Source organism: Primorskyibacter sp. S187A (assembly GCF_049800955.1).
In the GTDB taxonomy this organism is placed as follows: domain Bacteria; phylum Pseudomonadota; class Alphaproteobacteria; order Rhodobacterales; family Rhodobacteraceae; genus JAKVBH01.
Genome location: NZ_JBNAGA010000006.1, coordinates 39,159 through 59,672 on the forward strand (window position 1 = coordinate 39,159; position 20,514 = coordinate 59,672).

Here is a 20,514-nt window from a genome sequence, read left to right on the forward strand (position 1 = left end):
CGTCTTCAAAAGCCCTCTGAACGAGTTCAGAATTCAGTAATTCCTTGACCGCGCACTCGCGGCGAATGTCCGGAAACAGAGCTGCGCCCGCAGAAATGTGAGGTGACGCTCAACGTCGGCTCTGGGCCGAACCTGAGTGAGGGCGGTGCAGAGCAGAACAACGTCAGCAATACTGCCATAACGCATAATCGATCTTATGTTAATTTACTGAGTTGATGAACTCGGAAATCAGTTTCAAACCCACCCTGTCTTTGGTGGCTATCAAATGGGTCTCATGTTTCTGTGGCATCTCTCGGATCGGAATCTCTTTGACGGACTTTTTGATCAGACTGCTGTTGCACAAGAACACCGCAACTCCGATACCCTGTAAGACAGCCTCGTACATCAGTGGGAACGTCGCCATCGTTACCGTTCTTTCGAGCGCAATGGCGTGAGTCCGACAGGCGTTCTCAAGCAACTTCCTCGTCAAGGATCCTCTTTCAGGAATAACCACTGTTTCTTCCTGTAGGTCTTTGAGAGATACGGATGCTTGCCCGCTCAAAGGATGCTCATTTGGACAATAAAGAACGTACTCGGCGCTCTCAATGTGAATGCGCTCCCATGCGTCGGAAACCGGTGCATCTGTGATCAAACCTACATCGGCTAGTCTGTTGCGGAGCATATTCGTCGCGGTAGACCAGTCATAAAGGCCAAAGTTCACTTGAATATTTGGAAAGCGTTGCCTGAACGTCGCGATAATCCTGAGCGCTGGTTGTGGCGCGTTGCCAATGACGTTCAAGCGCCCGTTTTTCATGGCATTGAAGCCTTCAAGCCGTTCCGACACTTCGGCGTCGAGCGACACCATGCGGTCGGCGAGGTCATAAAACTCTTGCCCTGTGGGCGTCAGCTCCACCCCGTCTCGACCTCGGCGCAGCAGAAGCGTGCCGACGGTCTTTTCCAGATTGCCAATATGCTGTGTGATTGTGGATTGCGTCACGCCCATACGGGTCGCTGCGGCCGAAAAGCTGCCCTCGCGGATAACATAGGCAAAAGCGATGAACTGATGATGATTGGGGCGCATGGAGCCTCCTTTCGCGCAACTCATAGACCCCATCGGTTTCACTAATATGACGTCACAAATTTGTGGCTCAGCTCCGGTAGCTGTGTGGCAACGAATGGGGGAATCGCATGGCTGACCTGTCGATCTCATCGGTGACCAAACGCTTTGGAGACACCGAGGTGCTGAAAGGTGTGACGCTGGACGTCGCGGATGCGGAGTTCGTATCCCTTGTTGGGCCGTCAGGGTGCGGGAAGTCGACATTGCTGCGGATCATTGCGGGTCTTGAGGAACCGACCAGCGGCGACATTGCGATTGATGGCAAAGGCGTCACCGGGATGCGCGCGGCGGATCGTAACCTGTCGATGGTGTTCCAATCCTATGCGCTTTATCCGCATTTGACGGTGGCCGAAAACATCGCTGTGCCTTTGCGGATGCGGTCGTTGACAGCCATGCAACGGCTGCCTTTGATCGGCCCCTTCCTGCCGGGTGCCAAAGAACAGCGAGCCGAGATCGCTTCTGCGGTGCAGGACGCAGCCGATATGCTGGAAATCGGCGCTTTGCTGGATCGCAAGCCGGGACAGCTTTCAGGCGGGCAGCGCCAAAGGGTAGCACTGGGGCGCGCTTTGGTGCGGGAACCGGCTGCGTTTCTGCTGGATGAGCCGCTGTCCAATCTTGATGCCAAGCTGCGGGTTCAGACACGGGCCGAGATCGCGCAACTGCACCGACGCCTGAACGCGACATTCATCTACGTGACCCACGATCAGGTCGAAGCGATGACAATGTCGGATCGGATCGCGGTCATGATGGGAGGCGAGATCCTGCAGTGTGATGCGCCCAGTGTCATCTATGAAGATCCCAGCGATATCCGCGTGGCAGAGTTCATCGGCTCGCCAAAGATCAATATTCTGCCGATCGAGCTTGCCGATGCCGAGTTGACCCTGTTTGGCCGCGTTTTGGGCCATGCCGCTGAGGCAACACAGGCTGGCATCTATCAATTGGGCCTGCGTCCCGAAGCGCTGAAACTCACGCAGGCAGAGTCGGTGATGACCGGGACTGTCACGCATATGGAGAACCTTGGGTCGGAGGTTTATGCGCAAATCGCCTTGGCGGATCAAACCTCTCGCGTGACCCTGCGTGCAGCTCCTGCTGAGCGCCACAAGCTACAACTGGGTGCCGAGATGGGCCTTGGCTTTGATCTGCGGGACGGCCTGATTTTTGACGCGGATGGCAAGCGCCAGCGGCGCGTCGAAGTCGCCGTCAGCCATGTGCGAGAGGTGGCCTGACATGGCCGCGATTGATGCGCCAGTTGTCGCGCGCGCGCCGAGCGAGGTGAACCGGCAGGGCCGGACGGCCTGGGGTTTGACCGCACCAGCGCTGGCATTGATGTTCTTGGTCCTTTTGGCGCCTGTAGTTGTTGCTGGTGTTTTGTCTTTCACCAACTATTCCCTTGGCAATTCCGGCTTTGACTGGGTCGGATTCAAAAATTACGATCGCCTGTTTTCCCGCTCGACTTATGAGAAAATGTTTGTTGCGACCTTTACCTACGTTGCGGTGGTGGTGCCGATCTCTGTTGCCCTGGGACTGGGAGCGGCGCTGTTGGTCAATTCGCTCGGGCGGATTGGGGATGTCTACAAGACGATCTATTTTTTGCCGGTTATGGCGACATTGCTCGCGATGGCGATTGTTTGGGAATTCATGCTGCACCCTACCATTGGCGTGATCAATCAAACGCTTGCACTGTCCTGCGGCTCTTTCCTTGAGGTGATCCCCTTCCTTGGCAATGGCTGCGCCGACGGCTTCCCCTTGTGGCTTGGGGATCGGGACTACGCCATCTGGGTGCTCTGTTTCATCGGCATCTGGCAGGGCTTTGGGTTTAACATGGTGCTGTATCTCGCCGGGCTGACGGCGGTGCATCGCGAGCTTTACCATGCCGCCGAAATGGACGGTGCCAAGAGCGCTTGGGAGCGGTTTCGGCTGGTCACGTGGCCCGCGCTTGGGCCGACAACTGTGTTTGTGGTGACGATCTCTTGCATCCGCGCCTTTCAGGTCTTTGACACGGTCGAGGCGTTCTGGCCGCAAGGGGGCGGGCCTAACAAATCCACCTATGTGATGATGTTCGCGATCTTTGAGAAAGGCGTGCAGCAGAACCTGATCGGCATCGGCTCGGCCATCACCATGCTTTTTTTGGTCTTCGTGATGTTCCTCACACTGATCCAGCGCTGGCTGGTTGAGCGGAAGGTGCATTACTGATGACGCGCGACATCTGGAAACACCTGCTCCTTGTGATCGGAGCGATCATCGTCCTGGCACCGTTCTACATGATGCTCAGCTATTCGTTTAAAAGCCCGGGCGAGATTGACCGGGGTATAGGCGGCTTCTTTGGGGCGCAAGAGATGATGGTCGACCCGCGCTGTGTAAAGTTGCGCGACCCCAACCGTGATGAAATCGCCGCTGCTGCGCCGCAATATCCCGGCAAGTCAGATAGCGAGATCCGCAATGCCATCATGGCGCAGGCCGAGATCGACTGTTCCATGCGCCCCGTGGTGTTCAACTATTCCAAAGCCTTCATCGAAGCGCCGCTGCTGCGGTACTTGTTGAACGGTGTGATCGTCACCGCGTCGATCTTCTTTATTCAAGTGCTGGTCGCCCTGCCTGCCGCCTATGCGCTGGCCAAGCTGAAATTCTGGGGACGTGAAGCGGTGTTCGGGCTAGTGCTCTTCTGCCTTCTGATCCCGGTCCATGCCATCGCATTGCCGCTTTACATCATGCTGGCCAAGGTCGGGCTGACCAATACCTATGCCGCGCTTGTCGTGCCATGGACGATCTCGGTTTTTGGGATATTCCTGATGCGGCAGTTCTTCATGACCGTGCCGGATGACCTGATCGATGCCGCGCGCATGGACGGGATGACCGAGTTCGCCATCGTCTGGCGCGTGATGCTGCCTACCGCAATCCCTGCCCTGCTCGCCTTTGCCATCTTCAGCATCGTCGCCCATTGGAACGACTATTTCTGGCCCCGCATCGTTGTCACCGGCAGCCGGGACCTGTTCACGCCTCCGCTGGGCCTGCGGGAATTCAAGGGCGATGCTGATGGATCCTTTTTCGGGCCGATGATGGCCACCGCCACCATTATCGTCACACCGCTTATCGTCGCATTTCTGGTCGCACAACGCCGCTTTATCGAGGGGATTACGCTGTCTGGAATGAAATAGGGTGGGTTCGCTCCCACCCTACTCGTCGCCCTTTCGGGCTTATTACCGGGGTCTGCCAATCGCCAAACCGTCAGCCCCAACAACTGGAGTAGATGTAATGAAATACACGCTGACTGCAATGGCTGTGGCGCTCTCTGCCACCGCTGCTTATGCCGAAGACAAGGTGACAATCGAGTTCGCCTATCCCTACAGCCACCTGTTTGACGTCACCTATGAAGCGATGATGCCTGCCTTCAAAGAGGCGCATCCGAACATCGAGGTGAAGTTCCGCGCCACATACGAATCCTATGAAGACGGAACCAACACCGTTCTGCGCGAAGCGGTCTCTGGCAACTTGCCCGACGTGACCATGCAAGGTCTGAACCGCCAAGCGCCGCTGGTCGACAAGGGCATCGCGCAATCGCTGGAGCCCTTCATCGCCGCCGAAGCTGATTTCGAAAAGGACGGTTATCACCAAGCCATGCTGTCGCTGTCCACGTTCAACGGCGAAGTCTACGGGCTGCCCTTCTCGGTCTCGCTGCCCGTTGGCTACTACAACATGGACATCCTGCGCGAAGGCGGAATCGAAGAGCTGCCGCAGACATGGGACGACGTGATCGCGGCCTGCAAGACCATGAAGGCGAACGGCATCGATAACCCGATCTTCTGGGGTTGGAACATCACCGGCAACTGGTTCATGCAAGCTCTGCTGTGGAGCCAGGACAAGGCAATCGTCGAGAATGGCAACGTCACCATGGACAGCCCCGAGGCGCTGGTTGCGCTGGAGCAGATGCAGGAGATCTTCACCGAGTGTGAGATGCAGAACCTCGAATGGAAAGCCGCGCTGGCGTCCTTCTCCGCCGGCGAGATCGGCATGATGTTCTGGTCCACCTCGGCTCTAGGTGCGGTTGAGCGCAGCCAAGGCGATTTCGAACTAGTCACTGGCCCCTTCCCGGGTCTGGACGGTGCGCCGATGGGTCTGCCCGCGGGCGGCAACGCTGCGATGCTGACCTCGACTTCCGAAGACCCCGCCGTTCGCGAAGCCGCCTGGACATGGCTCAAGTACATCACTTCGGGCGACGGCGCAGCCGAAGTGGCCAAGACCACCGGTTACATGCCGCCGAACAAGGCTGCCAACGAGATCATCCTCGCAGATTTCTACGAGCAGAACCCAAACAAGCAAACTGCCGTGGATCAGCTGCCACTTCTGCGCGACTGGCTGGCCTATCCGGGCGACAATGGTCTGGCGGTCACGCAAGTGATCTATGACGGGATCGAGCGCATCGTGACCGGCGACTCCACCGACATGAAAGAGCTGCAGGAAGAGCTGGTCGAGGAAATCGCCGACCTGCTGCCGAACGGCTAATCACTTTTGTTGGCTGCCTGGAACCACTGGGCGGCCAACGTACTTTTCGAAAGGCACAGGCATGAAACTCGTCCATATCTCCGACATTCACCTGACCATTCCGGGCGAACGGATGGGCGGGCTCGATCCCCATCGCCGTTTTGCGCAGGCCCTGGACGAATTGCGCGTAAAACATGCCGATGCCCACAGGATCATTATCACTGGCGACCTCACCCATTGGGGAGAGCCGCAGGCATATGTCGCGCTCAAAGACGCGCTGGTCGATCTCCCCTGCCCGGTTCGATTGTTGATGGGCAACCATGATGACCGCACGAATTTCTTGAGGGTTTTCCCCGATCAGCCGCGCGATTCAAACGGCTATGTGAACTATGCCGAAGATCTGGAGGGCACGCGGCTGATCTTTCTTGATACCACCGCGCCGCGTACCCATGCAGGCCATTTCGGAGCGGACAGGATCGAATGGCTTAAGGCGCAATTGCAGGAGTGCAGCCGCGCGCGGCTCTTTATGCACCACAATGTCATGACATTGGGGCAACCCGCCGAGGACAAGATCGCGCTGGTCGATGCCGACCGCCTAGGTTTTGCGGATCTGCTGCGCAAACACACAGACAAAATCGACTACCTGCATTTCGGCCACATCCACGCGATCTGCACTGGGACCTATTGCGGCATCCCCTTTGCTTCGGTGCGGTCCACAGGGAACCAGTCCCTGCCCGACTTCACCGAGACCGAACTCCTGCATGGCGCGCCCATGGCGCCCTCCTTTGCAGTGATCGAGGTCCACGAGGACACGACCGTAATCCACGACATTCCTTTCACATGGGACGGCCCAGTATTCTCCTCAGGCACCGGCTGGGACGACTGGGCAAAGCCGGTGGCGGCTGAATGAGGTTCATCCATCTCACGGACAGGCATGTTGTCGGCTCAGGTCTGTTCCACGATCTGGACCCTTCAGAGCGACTTTCACAGGCTGTCGCTTCAATCAACGCCGAACATAGCGACGCGGATTTCGTGATCTTCGCGGGTTACTTGACCGATTGGGGCGACGCGCAAAAACTCTAACGTGTCGGAGCGCTGAAGAATAATAGTTTCGCATTGGCGCGACGATTTTTCAAACGTAGTCGGAAGTCATCCCAACTTGAACGCAGCAGCAGCAAAGTTTGTCACAAAATCTTCATGTGGTCAGTCTACGCCGCCTCAATCAACAAAGTACTCTTGGAACGAAACGCATGGTTCGGCTGAAGACACTCGAAGGCAAGTGCGCCTCTCACTTGTGTTTTGGATGCATGCAATTCGGCGGGACTGCAGATGCCGCTGCAAGCCGCGCCATGTTCGACGCTTGCCGAGATGCCGGTATCAACTTCTTCGATACAGCCCACACGTATACAGGCGGTCAGTCCGAGGAATTGCTGGGCAGTTTTATTCAAAAGAACCGCGATACACTGATAATCGCGACAAAAACCAGCTATGCTGGGGGCAGCGGCCGCCAGAACATTAACGCTCAGTTTGACGAAAGCCGATCTCGACTGAAGCTGGATGTTGTCGATATCTTGTACCTGCATCGATGGGACCGCACGACCCCGCTGCTTGAAACATTCGAAGCGCTTTCCGAATTGCAGGCCCAAGGCAAAATTCGGCATATTGGCGTTTCGAATTTCGCGGCCTGGCAGGTCATGAAAGCGCAAGCCGTTGCCGAACAACTCGGAACACGCATCGATATCATCCAGCCCATGTACTCCCTTATCAAGCGCCAGGCTGAGGTGGAGCTTTTCCCGATGGCGCTCTCCGAGGATATTGCCGTCGCACCCTATTCTCCATTGGGCAGCGGTTTGCTCACGGGCAAATACCAGAGCGGCGGCGAGGGACGCCTTTCAACGGACAGACGCTACGCGGCCCGCTACGGGCAAGCGTGGATGGCGGAGACGGCGAAGTCCCTGTCCGCTTTGGCCCGTGAATGGGGAACTGACCCTGCCACTTTGGCTGTGGCCTGGGCTGCCAAACATCCTGCTGTTTCTGCGCCGATCATCAGTGGACGCAATGCCAAGCAGTTGGAAGCGTCTTTGAAGGCTTTGAGTGTTTGCCTGACTGCGGAACAATACGCGCAGATCGAAGCGCTGTCTCCGCGCCCGGCGCCCGCGACCGACCGTTTGGAAGAAACAGGCGCCTAGGCTGGCCCAGCCAGACCAGCCTCCCAGTGTTCGCCCATGGCCACGATGCAAGACGTGCCGTTCGCGTAATTCTGCACGATCATCCATTCGCCATCCCGTGGGCTGACCCACACTTCCAGCATGGTTTCCGGGTCACGTAGTCCCATGCCCTGACGTTCCGCCCCGAGAACTTCGGTCAACATCGAAAGCATACGCGCGCTGTCATCACAGCTGACATCCGACATCTTGGCGCTTGCAAGGGTTGGCGCAGTGACACAAATCGTCAGCAAGAGAAAAAGTCGATTGATCATGATCACAGCATAGATGGCCAGAGTGAAGAACGTAACAGTTTTATGACAGATTGTGGATAAAATATCCTTACTGCGTACGGTTTCTCACTGTCCTACGCCGTCCATCAGAAGGTTTGCTGTCACAAAACCGTTTCGCAAATGCCAAGAAACTGAATCAAAACTGTCACGCAGATGTAGCGTAGCAACCTTATCCGCACCCTAAACATGGGGGCGATATGCTGAAAATCGACGCACTGACCAAGCGGTTCGGAGATAAGACGGCTGTGGATGCAGCCAACATCTCCGTAGACAAACCAACCATGATCGGGATCATCGGTCGTTCCGGGGCTGGTAAGTCCACTCTGCTTCGGATGGTCAACCGCCTCAGCGACGCCACCAGCGGAACAATCACTTTCGAAGGTGAAGAGATCAGCGCCCTGCGCGGTGCCGCCAAACGGGACTGGCAGTCGCGCTGCGCGATGATCTTTCAGCAGTTCAATCTGGTGCCGCGAATGGATGTGGTGTCGAACGTGCTGCACGGGACTTTGAACAAGCGCTCGACTTTTGCGACGATGTTCAACCTTTATCCGCAATCGGACATTCACAAAGCCATCGACATTCTCGACCGGCTGGGCATTGCCGAACAGGCCCCGAAGCGCGCCGAAGCGCTTTCGGGCGGTCAGCAGCAACGTGTCGCCATCGCTCGGGCGTTGATGCAAGATCCCAAGATCATTCTCGCCGATGAACCCATTGCCTCGCTCGATCCGATGAACGCCCAGGTCGTGATGCAAGCCCTCCGCCGGATTCACGAAGAGGACGGACGCATGGTCATCGCCAATCTGCATACGCTCGACACCGCGAGGCGCTATTGCGACCGTGTCATCGGGATGCGTGACGGACGGATCGTGTTTGATGGCACGCCAGAGCAACTAACCACCGGCGTTGCGCGCGACATTTACGGGGCTGGCGCGGATTTCTCCGAGGCTGCCACATCCACCGAAATCGAAACACTGGACAGACCGGGGGTTCGCGCTGCGGAAGCTTACGTCTGAGCCAGTTTTTCCCGCGCCTTTCGCGGGCCACCTTCATCAACCCCGCCCTCAAGTAGCCGACCGGCGATAGGGCATCAAACTTGGAGAAAAAGATGAAAAAGACCCTCGCACTGGCGCTTGCCGCCACGACCGCGCTGAGCACCGGCGCTTTTGCCCAAGAGATCACCGAATTCCGCATCGGCATTCTGGGTGGCGAAAATGCTCAGGACCGTATGAATTCCTATCAGTGTCTTGCCGATTACACGACCGAAGCGCTTGGCGTCGAAACCAAGCTTTTCGCACCGGCTGATTACAACGGTGTGATCCAGGGACTGCTGGGCGGCACCATCGACATGGCTTGGCTGGGCGCATCGTCCTATGCCGCGACCTACCTGCAAGACCCCGAAGCGGTTGAGCCTGTGCTGATCAAGGTCAACGTGGACGGCTCCATCGGCTATCACTCCATCGGGTTTGCCCGCAAGGACAGCGGCATCACCTCGCTTGACGACATGGAAGGCAAGGTTTTCGGCTTTGGCGACCCGAACTCCACGTCCGGCTACCTGATCCCGTCCATCGAGATCCCGCAGTACAAAGACGGCATCACGATGGAATCCGGCGAGTATTTTGGCGAAGTGAAGTTCACCGGCGGCCACGAGCAAACCATCGTTGCCGTCAACAATGGCGACATCGACGGTGGCGTGACCTGGGCTGACGGTCAGGGCAACTGGGAAGACGGCTACAACTCCGGCGCGCTGCGCAAGGCGGTTGATGCTGGCCTCGTCGACATGAACGACATGGTCCAGATCTGGAAATCGAACGTGATTCCCGAGGGCCCCGTTGTGCTTCGCAAGGCTCTGCCTGCTGACGTCCGCGAAACCATGACCGCGCTGGTCGATGGCCTGCACGAGCGTGACCCTGATTGCGCCTATGGTGTGGCCGCTGGTGACACGCTGGGCTTCCAGCCGGTCACCCATGATACCTACATCTCGATCGTCGAAGCGCGCAAAGCGAAAATCGGCGGCTAAGTCATTTTCATGACGTATCCGGCAGGCCTTCGGGCCTGTCGGTATTTTTGTATCCGGAGGCAGCATGGCGGACATTTCCTTAGGCGGCGCGGCGCAAAGCGTCGGCAGCATCCAGTCGAGCTATATGGCGCAGGTTCAAAGGCGCCGGCTTTACGGTGGGCTGACGCTGCTGATTTTCGTCGTGCTGATGGTGTCCGGTTTCAACGTCGCGGATGACCGAAATGCAGGCGGCTTCTGGGAAGGCCTGCACCAGATCGGTGATTATCCTGCCGACGTCCTGTCCGAAGCTTGGGAGAAACGAGCCGATCTGCCGGGCCTGATTGCCAAATACTTCCCGGCACTCGTTGAAACGATCAACATTGCCGCTGTCTCGACCCTGATCGGCGCCATTGGCGGGTTGTTCCTGTCCTTGCTCGGCACCCGTGGCCTGGCGAAATGGCCGCGCCTGATCCCTCTGTTCCGCCGCATCTCCGACATTATGCGCGCTGTGCCAGAAATCGTGATCGCACTTGTTTTGATCTTCGTGCTTGGCGGCGGACCGGTGCCTGCCATGATCGCCATTGCGATCCACACGGCCGGTGCACTGGGTAAGATGTTCTCCGAAGTGGCAGAGAATGCTGATCTGAAACCGGTTGAAGGCCTCGCCTCCACCGGCGCAACCTGGTCGCAGCGCATGCTCTTGGGTGTGCTGCCACAGGTCGCACCGAATTATCTCAGCTATTCCCTGCTGCGCTTTGAAATCAACATCCGCGCCTCGGCCATTCTGGGTTTCGTCGGTGCGGGCGGGCTTGGCTACGAACTGCGCAACGCCATGGCCTGGGGGCCGGGGCGGTTCGACGAGGCCGCCGCCATCTTCATCCTGCTCTTCGGCACGATTGTCTTCTTCGATCAGGTGTCCAGCCGCTACCGCAACCGTCTGACAGAGGGGCAAGGCCAATGACCGCGACTGATCTGAGCGTGACCAAACAGGAAGCCGACAAACTGTTTCAGCGCAAACGCCTGATCGGTTTTGGCATCCCTGCGGTGATTTTCGCCTACCTCGTCTACATCTTTTTCGCGTTCGATATCTCCGGCCTCGCCGGGCGAGCCAATCTTGACAACGCGGTCACGCTGGCCTCTGACAGTTGGTCGCACAAGGTTCACGTCACACGCGACAACCGGTCCGGCGAGATCACCTATGCGGTCGAAGGCGAGCGCAAGGGCACTTATCCCGAAGGTCAGCGGCCCGATTGGGTAAGCGGCGATGAGGTAATTACGATTGATCTGGGCGGCGATCACATCGTGCGTTACCTCCCAGACAATCGCACTGAGATTGAGGTGCCGGGGTTCCCGCTGATCGAGGTTCAGGCCGAGGGGCGCAGCCTGACCAGCAACCTGCCCGAGGACCTGCCGGATTGGATCTCCGCCTCGAACCGGCGCATCGGCATCACCACACCCGAAGGCCGCATCACTCTGACCGGAGCGCGGACCGAGGTATTCAACTATTTTCCGGGATGGGAACTCTTTTGGTTCACCCTCGACAGTCCATATCACGGGCAAAGCCTTGGCACGATCCTGTTCGGCGAGCAGATCGACCCGACGCGCTCCAATATCGCGGGTGCCATCTCCGACTGGTGGAACAATGCCATGTGGCGGCACAAGGACGTCGCCTGGGCGATTGGCGAAACGATCCTGATGGCCTTCCTTGGCACCATGGGGGCTGCGATCATTGCACTACCGCTGGCCTTTATGGCGGCGAAACGCTTTTCGCCCGTCATGATGCTGCGCGCTGCCACGCGCCGGGTCTTTGACTTTGTACGCGGCGTGGATGCCTTGATCTGGACCGTGGTGCTGGCGCGTGCCTTTGGACCCGGCCCTTTGACCGGCGCGCTGGCGATCCTGATCACCGACACTGGCACCTTCGGCAAGATTTTCTCCGAAGCGCTGGAAAACGTCGACCAGAAGCAAATCGAAGGTGTCGAATCCACAGGGCCTAAGCCGCTGCAACGTTACCGCTTCGGCGTGATCCCGCAGGTAGTGCCGGTGTTATTGGCGCAAATCCTGTATTTTCTGGAATCCAACACGCGTTCGGCCACGATCATTGGCGCAATCACGGGCGGTGGTATCGGCCTGATGCTGACCCAAGCAATCCAGACCCAGAAGGACTGGGAGGAGGTCGCGTATTACATCGTGTTGATCGTGGTCATGGTGATGTTCATGGATTGGTTCTCGGGCTGGTTGCGTGGCAAGTTGATTGGACGCAAGGACTGATGACGCGCTTTTTGATCACTGGTGTGAACCGGGGGATTGGAGCGGCGCTTCATGCTCAGGCGGTGGCCCTTGGACATCAGGTTATTGGCACCACCCGCGACGGGCGGGGTGGCACAGTTCCTCTGGTGCTGGACACGCCGGAAACCATCGCGGAACAACTTTCGGGCGTTGGTCCTTTGGATATCCTGATCAACAACGCGGGCGTGATCTCGCCTGACCGACAGTCACCGCTCGATATGGACTTTACAGGTTTTGCCCACACGCTAACGATCAACAGCATCGCTCCGCTGGCTGTCGCGCAAGCCGTCTTGCCCCAATTGCGCGAAAGCGCTGCACCAAGGATCCTGACGATGTCTTCGCAGATGGCGTGGATGGGATATCGCAAAGCTGATCGCATTGCCTATCGGGCGTCAAAAGCTGCTGTGAACAAAGTGATGCAGGGGCTTGCCACCGTTCTTGAACCCGAAGGGATTCCCGTTGCGTTGGTCGACCCCGGCTGGGTGCGCACGGACATGGGCGGCGCCGAGGCAGACGAAGACCCACAGGACGTGGCCTGCGGTGTTTTGAACATTGCCCGCGACTTGACCCTAGAGGACACTGGGAAGTTTTTCCGCTTCACAGGTGAGGAAAGAGAGTTCTAGACGTGGCGCGACTAACTGCAACAGAGCCATTCATTCACCCGGACTGCGAAATCACCGATAGTCGGTTTGGTGCTTATGTCGAGATTGGCAAAGGCAGCCGAGTCAGCAACTCGTATTTTGGGGACTACTCCTATTGCGACCGTTATGCCGACATCGCAAACGCCCAGATCGGCAAGTTTGCGAACATCGCTGCCTTTGCGCGGATCGGGGCCACCGACCACCCGCTTCATACGGCGGCCTGTCATCACTTCCTTTATCGGTCGGATGATTATTGGGACGATGTAGCACGGGATGAGGACTTCTTCGCGCACCGCCGGTCCCGCACGGCCCATATCGGCCATGACACATGGATCGGTGCAGGCGCAATGATCAAACCCGAGGTGAAACTGAGCGATGGCGCAGTCGTTGCGGCAGGCGCAGTTGTGACAAAAGACGTCGACCCCTACACCATCGTTGCAGGCACCCCGGCCAAACCCTTGCGCCTGCGCCAGCCGCGCGAGATTGCAGATCGGCTGATTGCCTTAGCATGGTGGGATTGGTCCCATGAAGCGTTGAGAGACGCGCTTCCAGACTTTCGCGCGATGCAGGCAGCCACCTTTCTGGAAAAGTATGAAACCTGATCTTGTCACCTTGCGAGCCGCCACAGATGCGGACCGTGAATTGGTCTTACGGCTAGAAGAAGAAGGTATGCGCGCTTATGCGCAGGCGCTTTGGGGCAACTGGCACCCTTCGGCCACAACTGCGTCTTTAGACTTGGCAGGCCACGAGATGATTACCGTCGGCGGAAAAATAGTTGGGGTCATCCAAACAAAGGACCATGGCCAAAGCCTGCAAGTCGCAAAGCTCTACATTGCCTCTGACGCGCGCGGTATGGGTTTTGGCGCTGCCGCAATTTGGCAGAAGGTCGGCGCGGAAGACCGTTCCATTTGGTTAAATGTGCTTACCACCAATCCAGATGCGAGGCGGTTCTATGAACGGCTCGGATTCAGTGTACGAGAAGAAACTCCGGAGCGCTGGTGTTTGCAATTGAAGCCCTCCGCAGTGTCACCAAACCTTAATGCGATCTTCACATGAAAATTGCATTCTTAGGTGACGGTTGTGGTGCCTTTCACATCGCAGGACTACCCATGTTTCGCACACTTGCCATTGCAATGGCCGCACTCGCCGCATCGCCCGCACTCGCGCAATCCATTGACCGCGTGGATTACGGCCCGCGTCCCTTTTATCTGATCGACCGGATGGAAGACGGGCCGCTCAAATTCAAACTGCAATCCTGCGCCGCGCAAGAGGCCAAGCCGTCTCTCTTTTCCATCGGCCACCGTGGAGCTCCGATGAAGTTCCCCGAGCACACGGTTGAATCCAACCTGGCGGCTGCGCGCATGGGAGCCGGAATTCTGGAATGCGACGTGACGTTCACAAAAGACTTGGAACTGGTCTGCCGTCACGCCCAAAACGATTTGCACACGACGACCAACATTGTGACAACCGGCCTAGCAGACACGTGCAACGTGCCCTTCAGCCCGGCAAACGGTGACACTGCGGCCGCCGCAGAGTGCCGCACATCCGAGATCACGCTGGCTGAGTATCGGACCCTGACGCCCAAGATGGACGCCTACGACAAAACCGCAACTTCGGCTGAAGCCTATCTGGGCGGCACGGCAGACTGGCGCACGGATCTTTACAGCGTCGAGCCAGCCACGATTATGACCCACGCCGAGTCGATCGAGCTGTTCAAATCCCTGGGCGCGAAGTTCACGCCTGAACTCAAGTCGCCATCGGTAGACATGCCCTTCAACGGGTTTAGCCAAGAAGACTACGCGCAGAAGCTGGTGGATGAATACAAGGCTGCGGGCGTCCCGGCCTCAGACGTTTGGCTCCAGTCATTCAATCTTGAAGATGTGCTGTATTGGATCAAAGCCGAACCCGATTTTGGCGCTCATGCAGTCTATCTGATGGATGAATACGACATCGAAGGGTATTCCCCGATGGACCCGGCCACATGGCCCAACACAATGGAAGAGCTGAAGGCGATGGGCGTGAACTACATCGCGCCGCCCACATGGACGCTGGTGACTTTGGAAGGGGAAGAGATTGTGCCCTCTGAGTTGGCTAAACAGGCCAAGGCCGCCGGGCTCAAGATCATCACCTGGACCATCGAACGATCCGGCCCGCTGGTGCGCGGTGGCGGCTGGTATTACCAGTCCATCGCCGATGTGACCGACAGCGATGGCGTCATGTACGAGTTGATCGACGCGCTGGCAATGGATGTCGGGGTTGAGGGGATTTTCTCCGACTGGCCCGCGACAGTGACCTACTATGCGAATTGCATGGGTCTCGAATAACCCAATCATGGTTTTGTAAGCGGTGCAGCCCCTACTCTCAAACGGGTGGGGGCCTTTCGTTTTCCAGTGTCAGCGTCACCCTGTCACCGGCGAACCATGTGCGGCCAAACTCAACCGCCGTACCAGCTTGATCAACGTTGACACCTGAGGACTTCAAGAGTGGATCGCCCTCCGAGACCTGAAGATGGAGCGCATGTGTCGCCGTGGCCCGTACCGCCGTCAGACGGGTGGAGGCGCGGGTGTAGTCGGAGATGCCAACCAGCCGCAGCGCTTCGGTTACGCTGCTGGTTTGGTGCAGGGCTTCTTCGATGCCGGTAAGACGCCCGAGAGGAAACAGGCTTTCAAACACGGCGATCGGCTGGCCGTCGGCGAGCGAAAGACCGTGATAGACGCAAACCGGATCGCCCGGGGCAATCTGCAGCGCTTTGGCTTCGCCCGTCGTCGCGGAACGCTCCTCGACCTGGAGAATGCGCTTGTCGGGTCGCCTGCCCGCGGCGATCAGGTTCTCGTGGAACCGCACACGTTGCCCAATCGGGTAGTCCGTCGGCGTGGCTGCGACGAAAGCACCAGAACCACGACGGGTGCGGATCAGACCTTCTTCAACCAAAGCCGAGATGCCATGTCGGACTGTGTGCCGATTGACCCCAAAGCGCTTGGCCAAACCTGCCTCGGTCGGCAGTTTGTCTCCGGGCGCGTATTTGCCCTCTGCTAGGTCACTTCGGAGCGCATCGGCTATGGCCTGCCAGATGGGTGTTTTGCCTGAAGTGTCACGCAAGTTTCACAAATCTCTTCTGTCGTGAGAGGGGGAATCTGTTATGATGTGTATAGTTGTATAGTATATGGAAAAGTTGTCGAGATGAAAGACACTTTCGACGAAAACGCCGAGCGAAAAGCCTGGATGGGTCTGCTGGCCAGGGCGCCGGAAGGCCGCGTTGCTGCCTTGCTGGATGCCGCCATATCGCGTCCAGAATTCACATGGCTGCGCGCGCCTGAGATCGGCAGCACAATGGTGCGTGGTCGCGCCGGTGGGACTGGCGCGCCCTTTAACATCGGAGAGATGACCGTCACGCGCTGCGCGCTGACGCTCGCCAGCGGTGAAGTCGGCCACGCCTATATTCAGGGCCGCCGCAAGTCTGATGCCGAAGCGGCGGCGCTTGTCGACGCGCTGATGCAAGGGCGCAATGCCTCAGCCGTCCGCAAGGCAGTTCTTGACCCGCTCGGGGCGGAGCAGTCCGCCGCAAAGATCGCCCGCGCCGAAAAAGCCGCTGCGACAAAGGTCGAGTTCTTCACGATGGCAAGAGGAGAGGACTAATGCAGGCAACCGCTCTGTCAGGTGGGTTCGACAATCCCGCCATAGGGTCCGCCCACGCATTCCGGAGCGTAATGGAAGCCATGGCGCGTCCGGGCAGGATTCATGATATTCAGGGTGCCGTTCCACCTGCGGACTTGTCCGTCGCGGCCGGCACCGTGCTGTTGACCCTGTGCGACACCGACACGCCTGTCTATCTTGCTGGCAAGGCTGACACGGATGATGTTCGCGCGTGGTTGGCCTTTCATACGGGTGCCCCGCTGGCAGGACCGTCACATGCGATGTTTGCCGTCGGCGACTGGGACGCATTGATGCCGCTTGGCAGCTATCCCGTTGGAACGCCGGACTACCCCGATCGCTCGACCACCCTGATTGTGGAATGCGCGACGCTTGAGCACTCCGGCGCGGTTCTGACCGGGCCGGGGATCAAGACAAAGACGGCGTTGTCCCTACCCGAGATTGTGGGTTTTCAGGACAATCACGCGTTGTTCCCGCAGGGGCTGGATTTCATTTTTACCAGTGGCGACCAACTGGCGGCCCTGCCCCGTTCCACGAAAATCGCTGATCCGGAGACGCTCTGATGTATGTTGCTGTGAAGGGCGGCGAGCGGGCCATTGAAAACGCCCATGCCTGGCTTGCGGAGGAACGCCGTGGCGATACGGATGTCGCCGAACTGAGCATTGCGCAGATCCGTGAACAGTTGAAGCTGGCCGTCGACCGCGTCATGGCCGAAGGTTCGCTCTATGATCCTGACCTTGCCGCATTGGCGATCAAGCAATCGCGCGGTGATCTGATTGAAGCAATCTTCCTGATTCGGGCTTACCGCACCACACTACCGAGGTTCGGCGCATCGGATCCGGTGGACACGGGTGCGATGGCCTGCGACCGGCGCATCTCGGCGACGTTCAAAGATCTGCCTGGAGGGCAAGTTCTGGGGCCGACCTTCGATTACACGCACCGTTTGCTAGATTTCAAACTGGCTGCAGATGGCGACGTCCCCGAGGCCCCAACGCGGGAAAGCGTTCCAGGCGACGTGCCGCATGTGACAGAGTTTCTCAACCGCGAAGGCCTGATTGAAGAAGCCCCCCGCGATGATACACCGCCGCCTGACCTGACGCGCGAGCCGCTTGAAATGCCAGCAGACCGCGCGCTGCGGCTGCAAGCGCTGACCCGCGCCGATGAAGGTTTCACGCTTGGTCTCGCCTATTCCACGCAACGCGGCTATGCGCGCAACCATGCCTTTGTCGGCGAGCTGCGGATCGGTGCCGTCGCGGTCGAGATGGACATCCCAGAGCTGGGTTTTGCTATCGAGATTGGGGAGATCACCCTAACCGAATGCGAAACCGTCAACCAATTCAAAGGCTCCAAAACCGAGCCTCCGCAATTCACCCGCGGATACGGGCTGGTCTTTGGCCAATCCGAACGCAAGGCGATCTCCATGGCGCTGGTTGACCGCGCGCTGCGGTGGAAGGAACTGGGCGAAGACTATGTCGGCGCGCCTGCACAAGACACCGAGTTTGTTCTTTACCACGCGGACAACATCCAGGCGACGGGCTTCCTGGAGCACATCAAGCTGCCCCACTACGTCGACTTCCAGTCTGAATTGGAATTGGTGCGCAAATTGCGCCGCGAGGCAGGGGCGGATCGGGTTCAAGAGGCGGCAGAATGAAATACGTCGTCTTCGACATTGGCGCCGTTCTCTTAGAGTGGAAGCCCGAATTGGCATGGGCCGACGAACTTGGGCTGGACGGCGCGCGCGATTTCATGCGCCGTATAAGCTTTGACAAGATCAATCTTGCCTGCGACGCAGGGGCCAGCTTTGCGAAGGCAAGCAAGGAGATCGCAGACCCGGACGACGCTGCTCGGCTAGAGCGATATGTCAGCCTCTATCACTTGACGGTGCCAAACAAGATTACGGGCACGTGGGATTGCCTTTACGACCTGAAAGAGCGCGGCATCAAATTGCACGCCATCACCAACTGGTCCGCAGAGACATGGCCGGTCGGCGTAAAGGTCCATCCAGAGTTGGGTAAAGTTTTCGAGACCACGATCGTGTCTGGACAGGTCGGTATGATCAAGCCCAGCGTCACGATATTCCAACTTCTTTGTGACCGTGCCGGTGTTGCCGCGGAAAACTGCATCTTCATCGATGATGGTCCGCACAACTGTGTCGGCGCCCGGGCCGCGGGAATGGACGCGATCCATTTCACAAATCCTGACGCGCTCAGAGCCTCACTAGAGGCAAAGGGGGTACTATGACCGATCAGGCTTACAACTTCGCCTATCTCGACGAACAGACCAAGCGGATGATCCGCCGCGCGATCCTAAAAGGGTTGGCCATCCCCGGGTATCAGGTGCCCTTCGCTTCTCGCGAAATGCCCATGCCCTATGGTTGGGGTACGGGGGGCGTTCAGGTTTCTGCCGCCGTTTTGACGCCGGATGATACGTTCAAGGTGATCGACCAAGGTGCGGACGACACCACGAACGCCGTTTCCATTCGGTCGTTTTTTGAACGCACGGCAGGAGTTGAGACCACCACCACGACCTCAGAGGCGACCGTGATCCAGACCCGCCACCGCATCCCCGAAGAGCCGCTGACCGAGGATCAGATCCTCGTCTATCAGGTGCCGATCCCGGAACCGCTACGGTTTCTGGAACCACGCGAAAGCGAGACGCGCAAGATGCACAGCCTTGAGGAATATGGGCTGATGCATGTGAAGCTCTATGAGGACATCAGCCGGCACGGCCATATTGCGACCTCCTACGCCTATCCGGTGAAGGTCGAGGAGCGCTATGTGATGGACCCGTCGCCCATCCCGAAATTTGACAATCCGAAACTGGGCGACATGGCCGCCATCCAGCTGTTTGGCGCAGGCCGCGAGCAGCGGATATACGCGCTGCCGCCCTACACGCAGGTTGTGAGCCTCGATTTCGAAGACCATCCGTTCGAAGCCAGCAAGGCGGATCACCCTTGCGGGCTGTGCGACGCGACGGACAGCTATCTGGACGAAGTCATCATGGATGATCAGGGCGGGCGCATGTTCGTCTGCTCCGACACGGATTACTGCGAAGCTCGGCGCGCCGCTGGTCACAAAGGAAAGGACGCGGCATGACACCTTTGCTGTCGGTTCAAGGTATCACCAAACGCTACGGCGCACATATCGGCTGCGCGGACGTGTCCTTTGATCTCTATCCCGGTGAGGTGATGGGCATTGTCGGCGAAAGCGGATCGGGCAAATCGACGCTGCTGAATTGCATGGCGGGGCATCTGCCACCTGATGCGGGTCAGGTCGTGTTCGATACGCGCACCGACGGCCCCAAGGATACGATCACCATGTCCGAGCCCGAACGGCGGATGTTGGGGCGGACGGATTGGGCGTTCGTTCACCAACACGCCCGTGACGGGCTGCGTATGGGCGTCTCAGCCGGCGGCAATGTTGGCGAGCGGTTGATGGCTGTCGGCGAACGGCGTTACGGCGACATTCGCGGCAAGGCCACGGATTGGCTGGAGCGGGTCGAGATCGACGCCGCCCGCGTCGATGACCGACCCACAACCTTTTCCGGCGGCATGCAGCAGCGCCTGCAGATCGCGCGCAATCTTGTGACGGGGCCGCGTCTGGTCTTCATGGATGAGCCCACCGGGGGCCTCGATGTGTCGGTGCAGGCACGACTGCTGGATCTGTTGCGCGGGCTGGTGCGCGACATGGGCCTGTCGGCGATCATCGTCACCCACGACCTCGCCGTCGTGCGCCTGCTGGCGGATCGTCTAATGGTGATGAAATCAGGCCGGGTGGTCGAGGCGGGCCTGACCGATCAGGTGCTGGATGATCCGCAACACGCCTATTCCCAACTTCTTGTGTCTTCCGTTTTGCAGGTGTGAGTC

24 protein-coding genes are annotated in these 20,514 nt (G+C 58.4%); 21 read left to right on the forward strand and 3 right to left on the reverse strand.

Annotated features, from left to right (window positions below; genetic code table 11):
• Positions 1-199: 199 nt before the first annotated feature.
• Positions 200-1,060 (reverse strand): LysR family transcriptional regulator, encoded by an 861-nt coding sequence (locus tag ACP15S_RS20380; protein WP_425041491.1) that lies wholly within the window; start codon positions 1,058-1,060, stop codon positions 200-202.
• 107 nt (positions 1,061-1,167) lie between these two features.
• On the opposite strand from ACP15S_RS20380, the gene ACP15S_RS20385 reads away from it, so the two are divergent.
• The 7 genes from ACP15S_RS20385 to ACP15S_RS20415 all read left to right on the forward strand — a co-directional run bounded on the left by ACP15S_RS20385 (position 1,168) and on the right by ACP15S_RS20415 (position 7,764).
• Positions 1,168-2,322 carry an ABC transporter ATP-binding protein gene (locus tag ACP15S_RS20385; protein ID WP_425041492.1) on the forward strand — a complete coding sequence of 385 codons (1,155 nt, stop codon included), beginning with the start codon at positions 1,168-1,170 and terminating at the stop codon, positions 2,320-2,322.
• A 1-nt stretch (position 2,323) separates the two neighbouring features.
• A complete protein-coding gene (locus ACP15S_RS20390) occupies positions 2,324-3,289 on the forward strand; it encodes a carbohydrate ABC transporter permease (protein WP_425041493.1) in 966 nt (321 codons plus the stop codon).
• Entirely contained in the window at positions 3,289-4,251 is a 963-nt protein-coding gene (locus ACP15S_RS20395) for a carbohydrate ABC transporter permease (RefSeq protein ID WP_425041494.1), read from the forward strand. Before ACP15S_RS20390 ends, ACP15S_RS20395 begins: the two co-directional genes overlap by 1 nt.
• 97 nt (positions 4,252-4,348) lie before the next feature.
• Positions 4,349-5,596, forward strand: coding sequence for an ABC transporter substrate-binding protein (locus ACP15S_RS20400; RefSeq protein WP_425041495.1), 1,248 nt, complete (start codon positions 4,349-4,351; stop codon positions 5,594-5,596).
• Positions 5,597-5,657: 61 nt separating this feature from the next.
• Positions 5,658-6,485: a phosphodiesterase gene (locus ACP15S_RS20405; protein ID WP_425041496.1), complete on the forward strand. Its 828-nt coding sequence runs from the start codon at positions 5,658-5,660 to the stop codon at positions 6,483-6,485.
• The gene (locus ACP15S_RS20410) at positions 6,482-6,658 is read left to right on the forward strand and encodes a hypothetical protein (protein WP_425041497.1); all 177 of its coding nucleotides are present in this window, start codon (positions 6,482-6,484) and stop codon (positions 6,656-6,658) included. The genes ACP15S_RS20405 and ACP15S_RS20410 overlap by 4 nt, the downstream gene beginning before the upstream one ends.
• Before the next feature lie 167 nt (positions 6,659-6,825).
• Positions 6,826-7,764 (forward strand): aldo/keto reductase, encoded by a 939-nt coding sequence (locus ACP15S_RS20415; RefSeq protein ID WP_425041498.1) that lies wholly within the window; start codon positions 6,826-6,828, stop codon positions 7,762-7,764.
• Here ACP15S_RS20415 and ACP15S_RS20420 read toward each other — a convergent pair.
• Positions 7,761-8,054 (reverse strand): hypothetical protein, encoded by a 294-nt coding sequence (locus tag ACP15S_RS20420; RefSeq protein WP_425041499.1) that lies wholly within the window; start codon positions 8,052-8,054, stop codon positions 7,761-7,763. The two genes, ACP15S_RS20415 and ACP15S_RS20420, sit on opposite strands and share 4 nt — an antisense overlap.
• 215 nt (positions 8,055-8,269) lie before the next feature.
• Between ACP15S_RS20420 and phnC the strand changes: the two genes are divergently transcribed.
• From phnC to ACP15S_RS20460, 8 genes are all read left to right on the forward strand, one after another.
• Complete coding sequence (gene phnC / locus ACP15S_RS20425; RefSeq protein ID WP_425041500.1) at positions 8,270-9,085, forward strand: phosphonate ABC transporter ATP-binding protein; 816 nt, start codon at positions 8,270-8,272, stop codon at positions 9,083-9,085.
• A 92-nt stretch (positions 9,086-9,177) separates the two neighbouring features.
• The gene (phnD, locus tag ACP15S_RS20430; RefSeq protein ID WP_425041501.1) at positions 9,178-10,089 is read left to right on the forward strand and encodes a phosphonate ABC transporter substrate-binding protein; all 912 of its coding nucleotides are present in this window, start codon (positions 9,178-9,180) and stop codon (positions 10,087-10,089) included.
• A 64-nt stretch (positions 10,090-10,153) separates the two neighbouring features.
• Entirely contained in the window at positions 10,154-11,029 is an 876-nt protein-coding gene (phnE, locus tag ACP15S_RS20435; RefSeq protein WP_425041502.1) for a phosphonate ABC transporter, permease protein PhnE, read from the forward strand.
• Positions 11,026-12,339, forward strand: coding sequence for a phosphonate ABC transporter, permease protein PhnE (phnE, locus tag ACP15S_RS20440; protein ID WP_425041503.1), 1,314 nt, complete (start codon positions 11,026-11,028; stop codon positions 12,337-12,339). Before phnE (ACP15S_RS20435) ends, phnE (ACP15S_RS20440) begins: the two co-directional genes overlap by 4 nt.
• Positions 12,339-12,980, forward strand: a complete 642-nt coding sequence (locus ACP15S_RS20445) for an SDR family NAD(P)-dependent oxidoreductase (RefSeq protein WP_425041504.1) — start codon at positions 12,339-12,341, stop codon at positions 12,978-12,980. The genes phnE (ACP15S_RS20440) and ACP15S_RS20445 overlap by 1 nt, the downstream gene beginning before the upstream one ends.
• Positions 12,981-12,982: 2 nt before the next feature.
• A complete protein-coding gene (locus tag ACP15S_RS20450) occupies positions 12,983-13,600 on the forward strand; it encodes a chloramphenicol acetyltransferase (RefSeq protein WP_425041505.1) in 618 nt (205 codons plus the stop codon).
• Positions 13,590-14,054: a GNAT family N-acetyltransferase gene (locus ACP15S_RS20455; protein ID WP_425041506.1), complete on the forward strand. Its 465-nt coding sequence runs from the start codon at positions 13,590-13,592 to the stop codon at positions 14,052-14,054. The genes ACP15S_RS20450 and ACP15S_RS20455 overlap by 11 nt, the downstream gene beginning before the upstream one ends.
• A 53-nt stretch (positions 14,055-14,107) precedes the next feature.
• Entirely contained in the window at positions 14,108-15,322 is a 1,215-nt protein-coding gene (locus ACP15S_RS20460) for a glycerophosphodiester phosphodiesterase family protein (RefSeq protein ID WP_425041507.1), read from the forward strand.
• Between the two features lie 37 nt (positions 15,323-15,359).
• Here ACP15S_RS20460 and phnF read toward each other — a convergent pair whose 3' ends face one another.
• A complete protein-coding gene (gene phnF / locus ACP15S_RS20465) occupies positions 15,360-16,097 on the reverse strand; it encodes a phosphonate metabolism transcriptional regulator PhnF (RefSeq protein WP_425041508.1) in 738 nt (245 codons plus the stop codon).
• A gap of 81 nt (positions 16,098-16,178) precedes the next feature.
• Here phnF and phnG point away from each other — a divergent pair, with 81 nt between their 5' ends.
• From phnG to phnK, 6 genes are read left to right on the forward strand one after another with little or no spacing between them, the layout of a single operon-like run.
• Complete coding sequence (gene phnG, locus ACP15S_RS20470) at positions 16,179-16,634, forward strand: phosphonate C-P lyase system protein PhnG (RefSeq protein WP_425041509.1); 456 nt, start codon at positions 16,179-16,181, stop codon at positions 16,632-16,634.
• Complete coding sequence (gene phnH / locus ACP15S_RS20475; RefSeq protein ID WP_425041510.1) at positions 16,634-17,212, forward strand: phosphonate C-P lyase system protein PhnH; 579 nt, start codon at positions 16,634-16,636, stop codon at positions 17,210-17,212. The genes phnG and phnH overlap by 1 nt, the downstream gene beginning before the upstream one ends.
• Positions 17,212-18,300, forward strand: coding sequence for a carbon-phosphorus lyase complex subunit PhnI (locus tag ACP15S_RS20480; RefSeq protein WP_425041511.1), 1,089 nt, complete (start codon positions 17,212-17,214; stop codon positions 18,298-18,300). The genes phnH and ACP15S_RS20480 overlap by 1 nt, the downstream gene beginning before the upstream one ends.
• Positions 18,297-18,890: an HAD family hydrolase gene (locus ACP15S_RS20485; RefSeq protein WP_425041512.1), complete on the forward strand. Its 594-nt coding sequence runs from the start codon at positions 18,297-18,299 to the stop codon at positions 18,888-18,890. The genes ACP15S_RS20480 and ACP15S_RS20485 overlap by 4 nt, the downstream gene beginning before the upstream one ends.
• Positions 18,887-19,744, forward strand: a complete 858-nt coding sequence (locus ACP15S_RS20490) for an alpha-D-ribose 1-methylphosphonate 5-phosphate C-P-lyase PhnJ (protein WP_425041513.1) — start codon at positions 18,887-18,889, stop codon at positions 19,742-19,744. The genes ACP15S_RS20485 and ACP15S_RS20490 overlap by 4 nt, the downstream gene beginning before the upstream one ends.
• Entirely contained in the window at positions 19,741-20,511 is a 771-nt protein-coding gene (gene phnK, locus ACP15S_RS20495; protein ID WP_425041514.1) for a phosphonate C-P lyase system protein PhnK, read from the forward strand. Before ACP15S_RS20490 ends, phnK begins: the two co-directional genes overlap by 4 nt.
• Positions 20,512-20,514: the final 3 nt, after the last annotated feature.